This window comes from Acidovorax sp. PRC11 (genome assembly GCF_031844105.1).
GTDB lineage: Bacteria > Pseudomonadota > Gammaproteobacteria > Burkholderiales > Burkholderiaceae_C > Paracidovorax.
This window is the reverse complement of the sequence record NZ_JAUZUQ010000012.1, coordinates 134,609-150,337: the sequence shown is the minus strand read 5'-3', so window position 1 is coordinate 150,337 and position 15,729 is coordinate 134,609. Positions and strand designations below refer to the sequence as shown.

The following is a 15,729-nucleotide window of genomic DNA, read 5'->3' as shown; positions in this document are numbered from 1 at the left end:
TCATTCCCATCTCATCACACTTGGCACATACCCTCGTGCCGTCTGGTCGATCCTTGCAAACACGATGTCGCCTACAAAGCGAACAGGTTCGATGGTGGGCTGTCGCGCAGCGTTGGCAAACCAGTTTCCTGCCCCCGGCAGACCCAACGTGCTGCGGCCGTCGTGTAGCCTGATGACACAGGGCGCACGTGAGGGCTTCCCTGAAGTACGGATAGCAAGAATTGCAGACTGGCCCCTCATCAGTAACCATTCCCAGTTCACGCCCAGCCCTCGCACATCTGATGCACGGAGCGTTAGCCAAACAGCTGCGGCACTTGGGGTCATTCGCGTCCACCAGGAGGCGACTGAACATTCCACATCCCGAACAAAGCCGGCGCTTAAAGCAGCGCGCATAGCACGTAGTGCAGTACTGTCTGCCGGCTTCTACACGGTGGGCCTTTGAGATGATGCGACCGCACTCATCACAGCATCGGTCCGCTGACGCCGCTCCACTCACCACAATCTGCTCCTGCGGAGCCAACGAGCCCAAACCTCTCGTACCCGCTCTCTGGCGAGTGGGTAAGTCCGTGGTGACTTGGCGCGGCGGTTCTTCACCTTTGTCGATTGCGCAGAACGAGGTGCGCGCCGACGGCCCTGAGAACGAACTACGAGCAGTGCTTCATCGTCCAAAAGACCTGCCAGAACCCTCAAGCGAGCCTCACGCTCCATCGGCCCCTGCAACTCAAACCACAGGCCGATCTGGCGATTCCCCATCGCTGCGGCGCTTCGGGCATCAACTTGGCATAAGTCCTTTGCAAGCAGACTCCTAGCACGTCGGAACCACTCCGTCCGCGAGATTTCTTCGCCACCCCAGGCCGCCATTCCCGTTCCAAAGATGTCGCTTGCTCGCCGCTGAAAACTCAACGCTTGGACGTCCACTGGCTCACATTTAGAGCGGCGAAGATCGAAGCCACATTCCACGCAGTGAGCGAGATCGCCAGTGGCCGCCGTACTGCGATGCGGCTCGGAGATTGCATGACACCGATCACAACGGTCCACGAGTCGGACGCCATGGCGCTCGCATCCCACTACCCATGCAAATCGCCATTCCAAGCGGTAGTAAGGCTGGACATCGCCAGCCAGGCACTTTGGACAGAAAGGCAACCCCGCTCGCCTTAGGCGATTGCGGTTTCCCTGAGTAGTGATCCATGGCCACATCGGTCCATTGAGGTTAATGCTTCCATGCAATCTGTTGCCAGCCGCCAGCAGCGTGCAGGCGTGTACGGATTCAGCAGGCAAATTGAACCAGATCGCAGCAGCCTGAGCATGCTCGGGACTGACTTGCCTATCCGCATCAACTGTCCAGATACGCCAATCGGGCCAGATGGCGCCCGTAAGGACCAAGGGCTCACAGCCGCTGTGCACTGCCACTCTTGCAAGCCATGACGTCAGCAGTTCCTGCTCGAAAGGGCCAGGCCGGACGTCTGCAGACGTCATTCCGCCAGCTCCCGATGTCCCTTGGTCGGCTTGAGCCATTGATGGGCCTGCACGATGTCCATGGTGATCTGCTCCGTCCCCTTCGTGATGGCACTCATGGTGCATTCGACAAGTAGCCGGTGCAGGTCGCCAAGGTTTCCATCGCAAATGGTGTGCAATGCGGTTGCAAGCTCAGGCTCTGCTAGGTTGGATCGGCGCTTCAGGGGAAGCACGCACTCAAAGCCCGCGACGAGTGTCTGAAAATCCTTGTTTAGCTCCCATTTGGGGAGTGAGATCACGTCGAAACGGCTCGCATGTTGAGGATCGGTGTGAAGTACTCGAACTGCATCCCTGGTTCCAACACCGACCACCGGAATGCACAGCTCATTGCACAGCATCTTGATGGCATTCATCAACAGTCGCTGCTTCACCGCTGGGCCGATCAGTAGCGAGTGCAGCTCTTCGATGATCAGCACCTTGGCCTTACATCGCCTGAGCTTGTTTATCGCGTCATGGCGCAATACCGTAGCGGTAGCATTTGCCCGAACGGGGGACCAGAACTGGCTCAGAATCGAGATGTAGAGGCCCTTTTCGTCGGCACCGGGTGGTGACTCCGCAATGACTATAGGGCGCACGGCTTCAGACTCTTCGTCGACGTAACCCGTGCCGCACAGGGTTTCGAAGCGGCGGATGATGGTGCTCTTGCCATTGTTCGAGTCGCCAACCAACAGGAGGTTTGGCATGCGAGGACGCTTGGGCTTGTTCATCAAGCCGACCAGCGTGTCCATGACGAACTTCGCATGCGAGTAACCCACCCAGCGCGGCTCATCCAGAAAAGCGATGCGCTGCGCGTCCGAGAGTTCGCACACATAGCGAAACTGCTCATGCACATGAAGGTATTGCGTTGGCGCTGGAGGCGAAGTGGAAGCTGTCATGCGATGTCATCCGTCGCAGAAACCGAAGTTGCAAGACCTGATGGCGGTGTCAGCTTCGCTAGCGGTGGTCTAGGCGGGGCATCTTTGGCGGGTGCGCGCCTTTGGGAAGCGAGCGGATCGGCAGGGTTCACCGCCCTCGCATGGTCAGCTCTGCGCTGGGCTTCACGCCGGGCCAGCTTAGTCTTCTGTGCACTTTCCTGGACCATAGCGCGCCGCTTGCCAATCGACTGGAACACGATCTTCTGGTCCGAGGGATCAAAACCCGCCTTTTGGATCTCCTCCTTAGCCTTCGTGTATTCCCAAATGCTGCACGCGGGAGCATCTAGGTCAGCCATCGGGATTTTGGAGTACTGCTTGGTATCGGGGTCGTAAAACCATAGGCAGCTGATGTCTCGGGGATCACGCCTGAAGAGGTGCATACGCGCCCTGCCGGTTTCAGGATCCTTGGCGCCAATCCACAGCCGCAGAACGTCCGCGTAGTACCGTACGTTGTCCACGCTCACCCCGTCCGCCTGGATCGTCCGCTCGAAGATCGGCAGAAAATCCAGATACACCGTCATGCGATCCGCAGGCCTGGCAGGCATGCCGCGAGGTGGCTGTCCCGCACCACCAAAAATCCCGATCTCCCACTTACGCAAGGGAGGCATGCCCAACGCCGAGTGCTTCCGCCGGTGGTACTCGTTGCAGATCAACATGAGGATCTGCTTCTCGAGTTCCGACTTAGTCATCACCGCCAAGCCTTCGGAGTCGTATTCGCCCTTGTGGGCCACCGAAGAGAACGTCGATCCAGGAAGGTCGTGCAGTTCTTTGAGCAGGGTACCCTGGAGCCGCTCGATATGGCCTCCATAGTGCGGCGAGCCCTTCGGCCTGACGGCTAAGTCGATTCCGTAGAGCGCGCATGACTTCTTAAAACTGCTCGACTTGAAGTCGGAACCGTTGTCGCTTTTCACCACCTTGGGTCTTCCCCAGACCGGCCACTGAGCCTCGATGCCATGAAGCATCAGCCACTCCTCTTTGGGCAAGATGGCATGGGCCAGGCACATCCCTGATGACGTCATTGAGGGAGCATCGAAGGACATGTAGTAGCCCAGTGTCATCCGGCTGAATTCGTCGATCGCCACCGTCAGCCATGGCCTTCCGATGGGAAGCCTGTGAACATCATCAACGACCATGACGTCCAGCGGGGTGTGATCGATCTGGACGTGAGACAGTGGGTATTTACCGTCCGGCGACACGCCAGCCGTTGGCGAAAACTTGTTCTTTGCTTTCTCCTTTTCACCGCGCCGCCGCATCCGCTCGTACTCCGGAATCCGTTCAATGCGGGCTCTGACAGCTGTTCCGCTCGGCAGCTCCATTCCGCGCTCGTAAGCAATACGCTGCACCTCGCGGACAGTCTTCTGCGCCGTGGGCCGCTCAGGCGTCAGATGGAAGCTCTCGATTACTTCCTTGATCAACGCTTCCGCGGCTGCCGAGATGCGCCCGTTGCCGGTCTTCCATCCCCGCTGGAGCGGAATGAGCCCAGACACTGCATCAAGCGATCGATAGCGCTGCAGCCACCGATACAACGTGGCGGGACTGATCCCAAGCTCTCTGGCCCTCCGCTCGACGCTCTCCCTGGATTGGGCTCCGGGCTCAAGAAGCGGCTTGACTGCTGCATATCGGCTTTGGGCTATGCGCCAGTCATCTGCATCGATCGCGTCGATGTCCACATCGGGTATTGCCTCTGGAGCCGATTCCAGTGACTGGAGCTCTCCGATTCGCAATACCCGGATTCGCCCCGTCTCCACGCTCGTCGCGGTGACTGTGTCGAAGTCCAGCACATCGTCGACTCGAAACACACCGTCGGGATGCTGGACGAGGGCTCCGCCCTGGACATCAATGCGTCGGCGCGAAGGCGTAACTATCGCTTCCGACTCTGCCTCGGCATTCCAACTAGCGGCCATGGGGCACCCACACTTCCGTCAGGTCACTCAACTCCCTGCCAACATCACAGTCCAAGCGTCGGCGCGCGACCAAATGCCAGATGTGCGCAATGCCCCGCGCGCGGTAAAGCCCAGGAAAGTGCTTGGCCAACAGGTAGTCCACCTTGACCGCACTATGGGCCTTCACATCCTCAACGATGGCGTCGCTGTCCTCGCGATCAACGTCAAGATCACGGTACTCTTTCAGAAACGCGATGTTGGCCAGCGCGGGCGTCCGTATGCGGTCCTCATCCATGATCGTGAAACGCCACCCATGCTCAGCCGCGTAGCGGCGCGCAGCCTTCCACTTCGGGGACCACTCACGCCAGTGCTTCTGCCAGTCTGCCTTGGACTTCACCTCCACCAGCAATGGAGGAGGCTCCCATCCCAGCGCAATATCGGAGACCGCATAGGTCACCAAGTAGTCCGGCGTGTACTCAGCGCGACGGCCCGAGTGCGTCACAAATGGAACACGGCACGGCTGGGACAGCACGTGGGACACCACGAGTGAAAACTCCTGGCGAAGAACGAAGTCACGCTCCAGCGGTGACTCATAGGGAATTGGCTCCGACTCACGCCAGCTGACATGTCCCGTGACGTGTCTAGAGTTGATCGGAATGTCTCGAACGGGCCTCTTAGGTCGAGAAGTTGTCCGAACGTCTCGCCTATTTAAAAAATTCACAGCCATCATCTCAGCTATTAAATAAATTTTGTCGCACTAATTGCCAACATGGTGGCGGCAAGTCATTGAATCACATAGGCGTCGTCTCAGCAATGAGAAAACCCGACAGGCGGCTCCCCGCCCCGCCCCGGAGAGATCTCGCTCGCCCACCACGGCGTGCTGTTCCTGGACGAATTCCCCGAATACGCGCGCAGCGCGCTGGAGGCACTGCGCGAGCCGCTGGAGACCGGACGCATCACGATCGCCCGGGCCGCGCGGCGCGCGGATTTCCCCGCGCGCTTCCAGCTGGTCGCGGCCATGAACCCCTGCCCCTGCGGCTACCTCGGCTCCCGCCAGCGCGCCTGCCGCTGCACGCCCGACCAGGTCACCCGCTACCAGGCCAAGCTGAGCGGCCCGCTGCTGGACCGCATCGATCTGCACGTGGAAGTGCCCGCGCTGCCCGCGGACCAATTGCTGGCCGCCGCGCCGGGCGAATCATCCGCCACCGTGCGGGGCCGCGTCGCCGCCGCCCGCGAGCGCGCCCTCGCCCGCCAGGGCAAGCCCAACCAGGCGCTGCAGGGCCGCGAGATCGACGTGCAGGCCGGCCTGCAGGAGGACGCCGCCCGCTTCCTGCAGACCGCCGCCGCGCGCCTGGGCTGGTCGGCGCGCAGCACGCACCGCACGCTCAAGGTGGCCCGCACGATTGCCGACCTGGCCGGCGAGGAGCACATCGGGCCCGCGCAGGTGGCCGAGGCGGTGCAGTACCGGCGGGTGCTGCGGCAGGCGGCGTAGGGATGGAGCGAGCGACAGGCATGTGCGTGGGACCTCACGCATATCGTCCGTGGCATGTCCTACAACCTACGCGCGCGCCGCAGCGCCACCTACACCTGCTGCCCGCGTACCTGTCCACACCGACCGGGCGCCAGCGTGTTCGACGAGCAGTTGAGCAAGCCTGTAGACCTCGGCGCTCCTGTTCGCCTGCTCGCGCAGTGGCTGCCCTCACACAACGCTGGTACGGAAAGTGATGGACCACCGGAGTTCGGCCGTCGGTACGACGCTGTGCTGCCAGCCCCACCGCGCTTCGGACGCCATCTTATAGACGGATCGCGGCTGCACCTCCAGCGGCACCACCTTCCGTGCCGCCGGCTTGTCGGGATAAGGGCGGAACTTCAGGGTCGCGCGGCCGCCGAGCGAAACGCCCACGATGGTTTCGAAGCCCGGGACGTCGCGATGCCAGCCCAGGGGCGTTCCTGGTACGTACTCGGCGACAAGCGCATGCCCGAGATCTTCAGGCGGGCGTCCCAGCCACCGGGCCTCCGGTCGGGCGCAGAAAGTGTCGCATCCAGCAAACGCGACCTATGCGCGGAGCGGCAAAAGCCCAGCGGCCCTCCTACACTCGCCACAAAAAACGGATCGACGAGAGGGACCACAGTGGAAGGCACGGCTGCGCTCCCTCTCCGCCGCCTGCGCTGGCATCAAGGCCGAGCGCTGGTCAGTGACTGAAATCCACGGGTTTTCGTACCCATGCGTCCACCATTGCGGCGACGCCGTTGGCTATCTGGGCCCTGAATCCATCGCCTTGCAGTCACCAGCTCACCAGGTCGGCTGGAAGTCTTCCCATGCGGCTGAAAAATCAACTATTCGCACTCACGCTCTCCGTCCTCATTCCCGCGCTCTTGGCGGCCGCATTGGCCGTGTGGTACGTCTATCGAGGAGAGGAACTGGCGCAGGAGGCGCGGCTGATGGCCAGCGCCCGTGTATTTTCCCACATGGTGGACAGCGAACTGAAGTCGCGGCAGCGGATCCTCCAGACCATTGCGCATTCGCCGGCCCTGGCTGAAGGCGATCTGGAATCCTTCTACGCCTTTGCGAAAAACAACGCGCCGACACGAGACACCACCATCATCCTGTTCGACAAAACAGGCCGGCAGCTCATCAATACCCGTGCTCCTTTCGGAGCGAGCCTTCCAGCGCAACGCGCATCGACGATGCAGGCACTGATGGAACGCCATGGAGTCATGAGCCCATTGGTCTCGGACGTGTTTTTTGCCCCGTTGGGCAAGCGGTTCGATTTCAGCATCCAGGTGCCCTACATGGAACGGGCGGAGCCGCGCTATTTCGTGGCCATGGGCCTGAACGCTGCATCACTCCAGCAACTCCTTTTGCAGCAGAATCTCCCGCCGACGTGGCTGAGCGTGATCGTCGACCGCAACGGCGTGCTCGTGGCAAGGTCGCGGGACCCGGAGAAGTTCGTAGGCCAGCCTGCAGACAGGGACCTCCAGCAAAAATTCGCAGCGCAGATCAGCGGCGTCACCCCATCGACCACTCTGGACGGCGTCCCCGTCAAAACGTTTTTCTATCGCATTCCCGCGTCGGACTGGACGGCGGTGCTCAGCATCCCGGAAAGCGAGATTCGCCAGAGCGCAGTCCACCTGGCCATTGGCTTCGCCCTCTCCTCCTTGGCGATACTGGGTTTGGCATGGGTATTCGCCAGGCAGATCGGTTGGGGCGTCGTTCGCCGAATGCAGAAGCTGGAACTCGCTGCCGAATCCCTGGGCAGAGGCGAAAAGGTGAGCTATACCCCGCAAGGTCTGGTGGAGGTCGACGAGGTAGGAAGGCGCATCGCGCATGCGAGCGACCAGCTCGGAACGGCGCAACGGGACCTGGAGCTCCGTGTCGCCCACGCGGTGGAAGAAACCGAACGCGCGCAGCGGGCTCTGCTGCAGGGCCAGAAAATGGAGGCGCTGGGACGGCTCACCGGCGGCATTGCCCACGAGTTCAACAACCTGCTCCAGACGCTGGCCACATCGTTGCAGCTGGCAAAAAGGGCCAAGGACCCCGATCGGGTGCTGAGTTTGCTGGAGACCTGCAGCAAGGCGTTGAAAAGAGCGAAAACGCTCACGGGGCAGCTCAGTTCATTCGGTCGCACCCAGGACTCACGGCTCGAAACCGTGCAGTTGCCCAAGCACCTTCACGACTTCCGGCAACTGGTGGACAACGTGCTGCCCGCGAGCGTGTCCCTCGGGGTTTCCATTGCCGAAGAGGCGTGGCCGGTCACCATCGATCCCACCCAGTTCGAACTCGCGTTCCTGAACCTGGTGATCAACGCCAAGGATGCGATGCCGGGCGGGGGAAGCATCTCCGTCACGGTCACCAATGAAAGTGCCGTCCAGCCCGCGGCGCACCTGCCACCTGGAGATTACCTTCGCGTGCGGTTCGTCGATTCAGGCGTAGGCATGACTGCCGAGGTAGCGTCGAGAGCGCTGGACCCGTTCTTCACGACCAAGGAAGTGGGGAAAGGCTCGGGTCTGGGGCTGCCCCAGGCGTTCGGCTTTGCCCGTCAAGCTGGCGGCATCCTCTTGCTGGACAGCGAAGTGGGACGGGGTACCTGTGTGGATATCTACCTGCCCAGAGCGCTGGAGGCCGCTGTGGAACCGGCAGCACTGCCCAGCCCACCATTGGAGATGGACCGCAAAGAGAGCGCGACGCTGCTTTTCGTGGAAGACGATCCTTTGGTCAGGGAGAGCGTGGCACCGGCGCTCGAACACGCGGGGTACTTCGTCATCATGGCAGACAACGCGGATGCCGCGCTGGCCTGCATCGACGCCGGGACGAAGATCGATATCGTTTTCTCGGATGTCGTCATGCCGGGCGAGCTCAATGGGATCGACCTGGCGAAAGCCATACGAAGCCGCTTTCCCCACATCCATGTCGTTTTGGCCACGGGTTACTCGGAAACCCGCGTGACCATTCCAGAAGTTCAAGTGCTTTCCAAACCCTACGATATCGCGGATGTTCTGCGGTTGCTCAAGAAGGCACGCCATTAGGCGGAGAACCGGCTGGGCCGCTTCCGCCAGAGAGCGCAGGTACTGACGCCGAAATGCAGCACCGGACAGCGCCGACCTCGTGAACCCTTTCGGGCCTGGGCCGCCTCTAGGTCACAGTTCAAACCACTGAAAAGGCCGCTGATGTTCTACCTGCAACGCAACCTGCCCCTCTGGGAGCGCGCCCTGCGCCCCGCACTCGGGCTGCTGATCGTCCTTGCCGCGGTCGGTCTCGGGGCCACCGGCGCCGTGGCCTGGGCCGCTGCCGCGGTCGCCGCCACGCTGGTGCTGACAGGCTTCGCCGGATACTGTCCGGCCTGCGCCCTGGTCGGCCGCAGGCCGATGAAAAGGGGTCGGTGATGCGAGCGGATACCGCCCTCGTGGACGCGGCCCGCCTCGGTGACGGCGGCGCGATCCTGCGCCTCCTGTCGGTGTGCCAGCCGGATCTGAAACGGTTCGCGCGGCGCACCTGCTCCACCGCGCAGGACGCGGAAGACGCCGTGCAGGTCGCGCTGTGGCAGCTGTACCGAAAAATCGGCGCGCTGCGTACCGCTGCGACGCTGGCGACCTGGCTGTTCCGCATCGTCGAGAGAGAGTGCTTCCGCCTGTTCCGCAGGAACGGGCCGGCGGAGTCGCTGGACGAGGCCGGGGAGGACGGCTTCCAGGCCGCAGCGCCCGGCATTCCCCAGGATCTCCGGATGGATCTGGCACGTGCCATCGAACGCCTGGGCCCCGCCTACCGCGAGGTGCTCATCCTGCGCGACGTGCACGAGCTGACGGCACCGGAAGTCGCGGCGCAGTTGGGCCTGAGCGTCGAGGCCGTGAAAAGCCGCCTGCACCGCGCCCGCGGCATGGTGCGCGAGCAGTTGCTCCAAAGCGGCTACTGGTTGAAGGACGGAGCCCCGGAGCCGGCCGCCATCGCCCGCCACCACCCTGTCCAGGATCCGTCATGAGCCATTACCAGAGCCCGCAGGACCTCCAGAACGCTCCTGCCCTCGCGCGCCTGGCGCCCACCGAAGCAAGCGCCTTTCTGGCCTACGACCATGCGGTGAAACGGACCGATGGCGCCATTCCCCCGAAAACACGCGAGTGGATCGCGCTCGCAGTCGCACTCACCACCCAATGCGGCTATTGCCTGGACGTGCACACGCGCGCAGCGAAACGTCTCGGCACGACCCGCCAGGAACTGGCCGAAATCGCATTGATCGCGGGCGCCGTTCGCGCGGGAGCGACCGTGGGCCACGGCTTGCTGGCGCTGCGGCTGTTCGACGAGGCACCGCCGCAGACGATCGGCCGCTAGCCAGACTCAGCCCGCGGCTGTACGACCCGCGCGAAGAAATCCTCGGAACTCATGGGCTTCGCGAACAGATACCCCTGCAGCACGTCGCACGACTGCTGGACGAGATAGGCGGCCTGCGCTTCCGTTTCGACGCCCTCGGCCGTCACCTCCAGGTCCAGTTCGTGCGCGAGCGCGATGATCGCGTTCACGATCGCGCGGCTGTGGTCCTGCTCCGGCAGTTCCTTCACGAAGCTCCGGTCGATCTTCAGCCGGCGCATCGGCAACTGCCGCAGGTACGCGAGCGAGGAATAGCCGGTGCCGAAGTCGTCGATCGCCAGGTGGACGCCGATCTGGCTCAGCCGCCTCAGCGTGTGGGCACCTGCGTCCACGTTCTCCATGAGCACCGTCTCGGTGAGTTCGAGTTCCAGCAACTGCGGAGGAAAGTCCTCCTCGCGCAGGATGTCCATCACCTGTTCCAGGAAATGCGGTTCGGCCAGTTGCCGGGCAGAGAGGTTCACCGCCACGCGCATGGGCCCGGCCGCCTGCCAGCGCACCGCGTTCCTGCACGCGGTGCGCAGCGCCCAGTAGCCCAGGGGCGCGATGAGGCCGCTTTCTTCCGCCACGGAGACGGCCTCCAGCGGGGGGATGCTGCCCAGTTCGGGGTGCGTCCACCGCAGCAGCGCCTCCGCGCCGACGGGAGTCCGCGTCCGTGCATCGAGCAGCGGCTGGTAGTGCAGCGCCAACCCGCTGCCCGTCTCCAGTTCGGCGCGCAGCGCCTGCCCGATCGCCCTTCGCCGCGCGGCGACCAGGTTCATGGACGCATCGAAGCGCACGCTGCGGTTCTTGCCGAGCTCCTTCGCGCGGTACATGGCCGTGTCGGCACAGCCCATGAGCGCGTCCATCTCGCGGGCGTCTTCGGGGAACGTGGCGATGCCGACGCTGCAGGTCAGCGCCACCGGCTGGCCCAGCTCGGAGTACGGCGACTTGAACATCTCCACGATGCGGCGGCCGTAATGGTCGAGGGCGGCGTCATCGATCTCCCACCGCAGGATCAGTGCGAATTCGTCGCCGCCGAGCCGCGACACGATGTCCGCGCTGCGGACCACGGATTGCAGGCGGCGGGCGACTTCGTGCAGCAGCCCGTCGCCGGCGGCATGGCCGAAGGTGTCGTTGAGGGCCTTGAAGTTGTCCAGGTCGATGTAGACCAGGGCGACGCGCTCGCCGCGCTCGCGGGCCTGCGCGATCTGCAGCGCGAGCTGCTCGTTGAACGCGTGCCGGTTGCCCACGCCGGTGACGGCGTCGGTATGCGCCAGCAGATGCAGGCGGCTTTCCGCGGCCCGCACGACCGCCCGGCTGCGCAGCACCATCGCGGCAGCGGCACCCATCACGCACAGCGCGATGAACAGGGCGCCCGCGAACCGGATGGCCAGCCGCCGGTTCGCGGTGCCGGTGGACTTCTGGATGTAGAGCGTTCCCCAGGCCGTGTCGGACACCGTGATGGGCCGCTGGATATCGAGCCGGCTCCAGCCGTGGCGCTCGGCGGCATCGGCCATGCCGGAGGCCGGCAGTGACGCGGGCAGGCCGGCATCCTCGCCGTACTTCGCGAACAGCACGCCGTCGCTGTCGTAGATGCCTGCCCCGACGACCATGGGCGAGTAGCGCAGCGCAGCCAGCGTCTCGTTGGCCGCGCGCGCATCCCGGAACATGACGGCCGCCGAGACGTTGTCCGCCACGATGGCGGCTTCGACCGCACTGTCCTGCAGCAGCGTCCGGCGGCTGCTCCAGTAGTCGAACGCGGTCAATGCGAGCACCACCGTGAGCACCGCCAGGCCGGCCGTCAGGATGCCCGTCACGGCCAGCCGGGACGACGGCATGCGGGGAGCCCGCGGCGCGGACTGGCCGCGGCCCTGCGCCTCGAACGGCCCCGCGCTCATCGCGCCCCCCTTGCCAGCCGCAGCAGCCTGGAGCTGATCACCACGCCGGCCCGGGCCGCGGCGTCCGGGTGGATGGAGAACACCACCCGCCCGTCCTCCCGGCCCAGGACGAAGACGGCCTCCGCCCGCGCCGCATCGGTGTCGTCGACCACCGTCAGCACGCCGTGCCCCGGCGGCAGTGAACGCAGGGCGCCGAACACCGGCTCCGCATCGGCGGCGTCCAGCACGATGACCCGGCATCTGCCGAGGCTGGGCAAGTCCAGGAGGAGGACCCGCAGCGTGCTTCCCTGCACCGGCTTGCCCTCCAGCGCTCCGATCTGGCGCTTGAGGGGGCTGAAGGGCGACACACAGAGCGTCAGCTCCGGAGGGGATGCGGTGCTGCCCTTCGGCCACTCCACGAACTGCAGGAAGTTGTAGACGAACGCCGCCTTCAGCTCCGGCTCACCCACCTGCCCATGGGCCTGGACCGAGCCCAGGACCCATAGCAGAGCCAGCCCGCATTTGGTCAGGCAGCGCAAGGGGAAGCCGCACATGGTCAAAACGCGTAGGTCAGCTTGATGCGGTAGGTCCGGCCGTCCTGCGGGATGGTGTCGTCACGTACCTCGTAGGAGGCCGGGTCGGAGTATCGGCGGTTGAGCAGGTTGTAGACGCCCAGCGACACGTCGGTGCCGGCCAGGCGGGTCGAGTAGGTGAGGTTCGCCAGGACGTGCGGTGGCAGCCGGTCATTGAGCCGTGTGGTGCGCGCTCCCACGCCGATCAGTTCGACCGCGTAGCGGCCCGGGTCCCATCCGGCGGCCGGGGCGGCCACGAGCCGGTCGGACCATTGTGCCTTGAGCAGATGGCGCGGTGAATTGACCAGCGTCTCTCCCGACGCTCCACGGGCCTTCTGCCACCCGTACACCAGCCGGAGCCGCGAATCGCCGCGCCCGCGCCGCTCGTATTCGACCTCGGCCCCGTGGACCTTGACGCCGCGGGCGTTGTCGAGGGTCAGGCGTTCCGGCGTGGGCGCATCGGCCAGCGCGATCAGGTCGCGCACCTGGGACAGGAACGCGTTGACCACGACGCGCTGGCCACCGTCCGCGGCATGCTCCAGCGCGATTTCGGTGGTGCGGACCCGCTCGGACCGGATCTTCTGGGTGTCCACCAGGCCTCCCGGCGTATCCACCCGGTAGTCGCGTTCATAGGCATTCGGAGGGCGGAAGGCCGTGCCGTGCAGCAGCTTGAGCGCCGTCGTGGGCTGCAGCCAGTAGACCAGGCCGAGCCGGGGGTGGAGATTGCCTTCGCTGCCCGATTGCTTTCCCCACCGCAGGCCGGCATGCGCCGTGAGATCCGGGGCCAGTGCGAACTCGTCCTGTACGTACAGGCCGATGACGTCGTCGTGCCGCCGGGTGTCCAGATACGTCACGGCGGGCGACAGGTCCAGGTTCTGCTGGCTCACCTCGATGTCCCGCCGGTAGTCCACGCCCCAGGACAGCTTGTGCCGGGCGAATGCGGTGCTGATCCACTGCAGTTCGGTTCCCATCCACTGGCCGCGGCTGATGTCCCGGTTGACGGTGAGCGGCGGGTAGTCGTAGACGTAGTCGCCCACGTACTCGTAGCGCCCGACGTGCGCCCTGCCGACGAACGACAGGTCGGACCGGATCGGGTAGGCATATTCGGCGCCCAGGCGGGTGCTGGTGTCGTTCACCCGCGATCTCGGGTCGTTGAAGACCTGGGAGAACGCGCCGGTGGGCATCCCCTTCTCCCGCTCGCCGTGCGCCAAGTAGACCGAGAGCCCACCGCTGCGCATGCTCGCGAACAGCTGGGTGCTGCGATCGAAATCCAGCCCGTGGGCGACGCCGAAGTTCTGCGAGGGCGTATCGAACGCGGGGAAATAATGGTCCGCCCCCCGGGACGTGGACCGCGTGGCGGAGATCAGCCAGCTCGATCCCTCGTCCGTCACGGTGCCCGCGGAGAACCGGAGTTTGCGGCCGCCGTGGCTGGCCGCCTCGGCGCTCACCTGGGGGCCGCGGAGGTGCGCACCGTCCCGCGTGATCACGTTGATCACGCCGAAAAATGCGTTCGGGCCGTACACGGCCGACCCCGCGCCGGAGACGAACTCGACCCGCTCCACCAGGTCGATGTCGATGGGAAAGTCGGTGCCGATGCTCGCCTGGTCGTACAGGCTGTCGTTGAACCGGATGCCGTTGACGAGCAGCAGCACCCGCGTGTTGTAGTCGCCCGGGGTGGAGAATCCCCGCGTGCCCAGGTAGTGGTAGGAGCGGTCGTAAGACACGTAGAGCCCGCGCATGCCCGCCAGCACGTCGGCCAGGGTGCGGTAGCCGAACAGGCGGATGTCCTCGGCCGTCACCACGCTGACCACCGCAGGCGCCTCGAGCGCCGACTGGGCGTACCGGCTGGCCGTCGTGACCTGCAACTGCATGAGCTGCTCCAGCGGCAGGTCCGATACCTCCGCATGCAGCGGCCCCTGCGCGAGGCACAGACAGGCCATGGCAGCGCCGAGGCGCCAGCCCTTCGTGGACGGCAAACGGTTTTTCATAAGGGCGACCCTGCCCCGATTCTGCTGTCCAGTCCCTGTTTCGGAGACAGCACTACTGCACGATTCCCTCCAATTGTTTCAAATTGTGTTCTTTAACCAACTCATGCGTAGCCATTCGAGGCATCCGTCAGCGTGCGCGGACCTCGCGCCGGATCGCCGTGCCGGTCGCCCAAGCACCGTATGCGCGGCCGCCTCACCGGCCCCCGGGCCGCGCAGGCGCAGCCATGGCGGCAGCCGGCATCCGGGCGCACACCATGCGCACCTGCCGCGCGATCACCTCGGCCACCTGCGCGCGGCGTTCGGGGCCCAGCCGGCTGGAGATGGCCGCCACGCTGATGGCGGCCACGGGGTTGTCGGGCGGAAACGCGATGCCGACCGCCGCCGTGCCGGGGGTCGCAGCGCTGTCCAGGAACGCGTAGCCCTGGGCCCGGGTGTCCGCGACGGCCCGCTGCACGAAGCCGGGCTCGAAGGTGCCGAAACGGGCATAGAGCGCATCGTTGGCTTCGACGATCTGCGCTACCTCGGCCTCGGGCAGGGCACTCAGGATCGCCAGCCCGCCGGCCCCGACCCCCATGGGCCGGCGGATGCCCACGTCCAGCGTGAGCGCCTTGATCGGGTAGTCGCCCAGCACGCGGCTGGTGCAGATGGATTCGACGCCGCGGCGCTCGCTGAGGTAGACCGTGTCCTGCGTCTCGTCGGCGATGGCCTGCAGGGCCTGCGCGCACAGATCGGCCAGCTGGAAGCGCGGCTGCGCCAGCAGGCCCAGTTCGTGCAGCAGCGGCCCCAGGTGGTATTTGCGCGTCATGGCGTCGCGCACCACCATACCCTCCAGCTCCAGCCGCTGCAGCATGCGGAAGCAGGTGGACATGGGCAGGCCGCTCACGCTCACCACGTCGGCGATGCGCATGCCGCGCCGCCCGCGCGAGGCCACCACGCGCAGCATGCCCACCACCCGCTCGATGCTCTGGGTGCCGGTGCGGACGGCACCGCCGGCTTCCGTTGCGCCGTCCTCAGGGCGGGAGGCGCCAGGTTCTGATTGAGTTTCCACAGTGTGGCAGTAATTGGGGTTGCACCTGAAGAGGCGGGGTTCACACTCCAATGTAATGGGATGCATGACGACAGATCAATGCCCACCACATCG

13 protein-coding genes and 1 pseudogene are annotated in these 15,729 nt (G+C 64.8%); 5 read left to right on the top strand and 9 right to left on the bottom strand.

From position 1 onward, the window contains the following. Positions 1 to 492: 492 nt before the first annotated feature. From Q9R47_RS24315 to Q9R47_RS15260, 4 genes are all read right to left on the bottom strand, one after another. Positions 493 to 1,476, bottom strand: a complete 984-nt coding sequence (locus Q9R47_RS24315; RefSeq protein ID WP_404977153.1) for a TniQ family protein — start codon at positions 1,474 to 1,476, stop codon at positions 493 to 495. Beyond that, complete coding sequence (locus Q9R47_RS15270; protein ID WP_311234050.1) at positions 1,473 to 2,390, bottom strand: TniB family NTP-binding protein; 918 nt, start codon at positions 2,388 to 2,390, stop codon at positions 1,473 to 1,475. Before Q9R47_RS15270 ends, Q9R47_RS24315 begins: the two co-directional genes overlap by 4 nt. After that, complete coding sequence (locus Q9R47_RS15265; protein WP_311234049.1) at positions 2,387 to 4,210, bottom strand: Mu transposase C-terminal domain-containing protein; 1,824 nt, start codon at positions 4,208 to 4,210, stop codon at positions 2,387 to 2,389. The genes Q9R47_RS15270 and Q9R47_RS15265 overlap by 4 nt, the downstream gene beginning before the upstream one ends. 112 nt (positions 4,211 to 4,322) lie before the next feature. Next, on the bottom strand, positions 4,323 to 4,853 hold the full coding sequence (locus tag Q9R47_RS15260) for a TnsA endonuclease N-terminal domain-containing protein (RefSeq protein ID WP_311234048.1): 531 nt from the start codon (positions 4,851 to 4,853) through the stop codon (positions 4,323 to 4,325). A gap of 288 nt (positions 4,854 to 5,141) precedes the next feature. On the opposite strand from Q9R47_RS15260, the pseudogene Q9R47_RS15255 reads away from it, so the two are divergent. Continuing rightward, positions 5,142 to 5,804 (top strand): annotated as a pseudogene (locus tag Q9R47_RS15255) (ATP-binding protein); the annotation flags it as partial. A gap of 207 nt (positions 5,805 to 6,011) precedes the next feature. Here Q9R47_RS15255 and Q9R47_RS15250 read toward each other — a convergent pair. Beyond that, positions 6,012 to 6,317, bottom strand: a complete 306-nt coding sequence (locus tag Q9R47_RS15250; RefSeq protein WP_311234074.1) for an alpha-ketoglutarate-dependent dioxygenase AlkB — start codon at positions 6,315 to 6,317, stop codon at positions 6,012 to 6,014. 314 nt (positions 6,318 to 6,631) lie between these two features. Between Q9R47_RS15250 and Q9R47_RS15245 the strand changes: the two genes are divergently transcribed. The 4 genes from Q9R47_RS15245 to Q9R47_RS15230 all read left to right on the top strand — a co-directional run bounded on the left by Q9R47_RS15245 (position 6,632) and on the right by Q9R47_RS15230 (position 10,136). Beyond that, positions 6,632 to 8,839, top strand: coding sequence for a response regulator (locus Q9R47_RS15245; protein WP_311234047.1), 2,208 nt, complete (start codon positions 6,632 to 6,634; stop codon positions 8,837 to 8,839). A 141-nt stretch (positions 8,840 to 8,980) separates the two neighbouring features. After that, entirely contained in the window at positions 8,981 to 9,196 is a 216-nt protein-coding gene (locus Q9R47_RS15240; RefSeq protein WP_159968084.1) for a YgaP-like transmembrane domain, read from the top strand. Between the two features lie 20 nt (positions 9,197 to 9,216). After that, positions 9,217 to 9,789 carry a sigma-70 family RNA polymerase sigma factor gene (locus Q9R47_RS15235; protein WP_311234046.1) on the top strand — a complete coding sequence of 191 codons (573 nt, stop codon included), beginning with the start codon at positions 9,217 to 9,219 and terminating at the stop codon, positions 9,787 to 9,789. After that, positions 9,786 to 10,136, top strand: a complete 351-nt coding sequence (locus tag Q9R47_RS15230; RefSeq protein WP_311234045.1) for a carboxymuconolactone decarboxylase family protein — start codon at positions 9,786 to 9,788, stop codon at positions 10,134 to 10,136. The genes Q9R47_RS15235 and Q9R47_RS15230 overlap by 4 nt, the downstream gene beginning before the upstream one ends. On the opposite strand, the gene Q9R47_RS15225 is transcribed toward Q9R47_RS15230, so the two are convergent. The 4 genes from Q9R47_RS15225 to Q9R47_RS15210 form a co-directional block, all read right to left on the bottom strand. Continuing rightward, on the bottom strand, positions 10,133 to 12,049 hold the full coding sequence (locus Q9R47_RS15225; protein ID WP_311234044.1) for an EAL domain-containing protein: 1,917 nt from the start codon (positions 12,047 to 12,049) through the stop codon (positions 10,133 to 10,135). The two genes, Q9R47_RS15230 and Q9R47_RS15225, sit on opposite strands and share 4 nt — an antisense overlap. Next, a complete protein-coding gene (locus Q9R47_RS15220; RefSeq protein ID WP_311234043.1) occupies positions 12,046 to 12,582 on the bottom strand; it encodes a YfiR family protein in 537 nt (178 codons plus the stop codon). Before Q9R47_RS15220 ends, Q9R47_RS15225 begins: the two co-directional genes overlap by 4 nt. Positions 12,583 to 12,584: 2 nt before the next feature. Then, on the bottom strand, positions 12,585 to 14,588 hold the full coding sequence (locus Q9R47_RS15215; RefSeq protein ID WP_311234042.1) for a TonB-dependent receptor domain-containing protein: 2,004 nt from the start codon (positions 14,586 to 14,588) through the stop codon (positions 12,585 to 12,587). Positions 14,589 to 14,781: 193 nt separating this feature from the next. Further along, entirely contained in the window at positions 14,782 to 15,636 is an 855-nt protein-coding gene (locus Q9R47_RS15210; RefSeq protein WP_311234041.1) for an IclR family transcriptional regulator, read from the bottom strand. Positions 15,637 to 15,729 lie beyond the last annotated feature (93 nt).

Bases quoted from the DNA above. Each gene is read 5' to 3' on its own strand.
- Q9R47_RS15230 (WP_311234045.1), top strand. From the start codon at position 9,786: ATGAGCCATTACCAGAGCCCGCAGGACCTCCAGAACGCTCCTGCCCTC.
- Q9R47_RS15225 (WP_311234044.1), bottom strand. From the start codon at position 12,049: ATGAGCGCGGGGCCGTTCGAGGCGCAGGGCCGCGGCCAGTCCGCGCCG.
- Q9R47_RS15215 (WP_311234042.1), bottom strand. From the start codon at position 14,588: ATGAAAAACCGTTTGCCGTCCACGAAGGGCTGGCGCCTCGGCGCTGCC.
- Q9R47_RS24315 (WP_404977153.1), bottom strand. From the start codon at position 1,476: ATGACGTCTGCAGACGTCCGGCCTGGCCCTTTCGAGCAGGAACTGCTG.
- Q9R47_RS15270 (WP_311234050.1), bottom strand. From the start codon at position 2,390: ATGACAGCTTCCACTTCGCCTCCAGCGCCAACGCAATACCTTCATGTG.
- Q9R47_RS15220 (WP_311234043.1), bottom strand. From the start codon at position 12,582: ATGTGCGGCTTCCCCTTGCGCTGCCTGACCAAATGCGGGCTGGCTCTG.
- Q9R47_RS15245 (WP_311234047.1), top strand. From the start codon at position 6,632: ATGCGGCTGAAAAATCAACTATTCGCACTCACGCTCTCCGTCCTCATT.
- Q9R47_RS15240 (WP_159968084.1), top strand. From the start codon at position 8,981: ATGTTCTACCTGCAACGCAACCTGCCCCTCTGGGAGCGCGCCCTGCGC.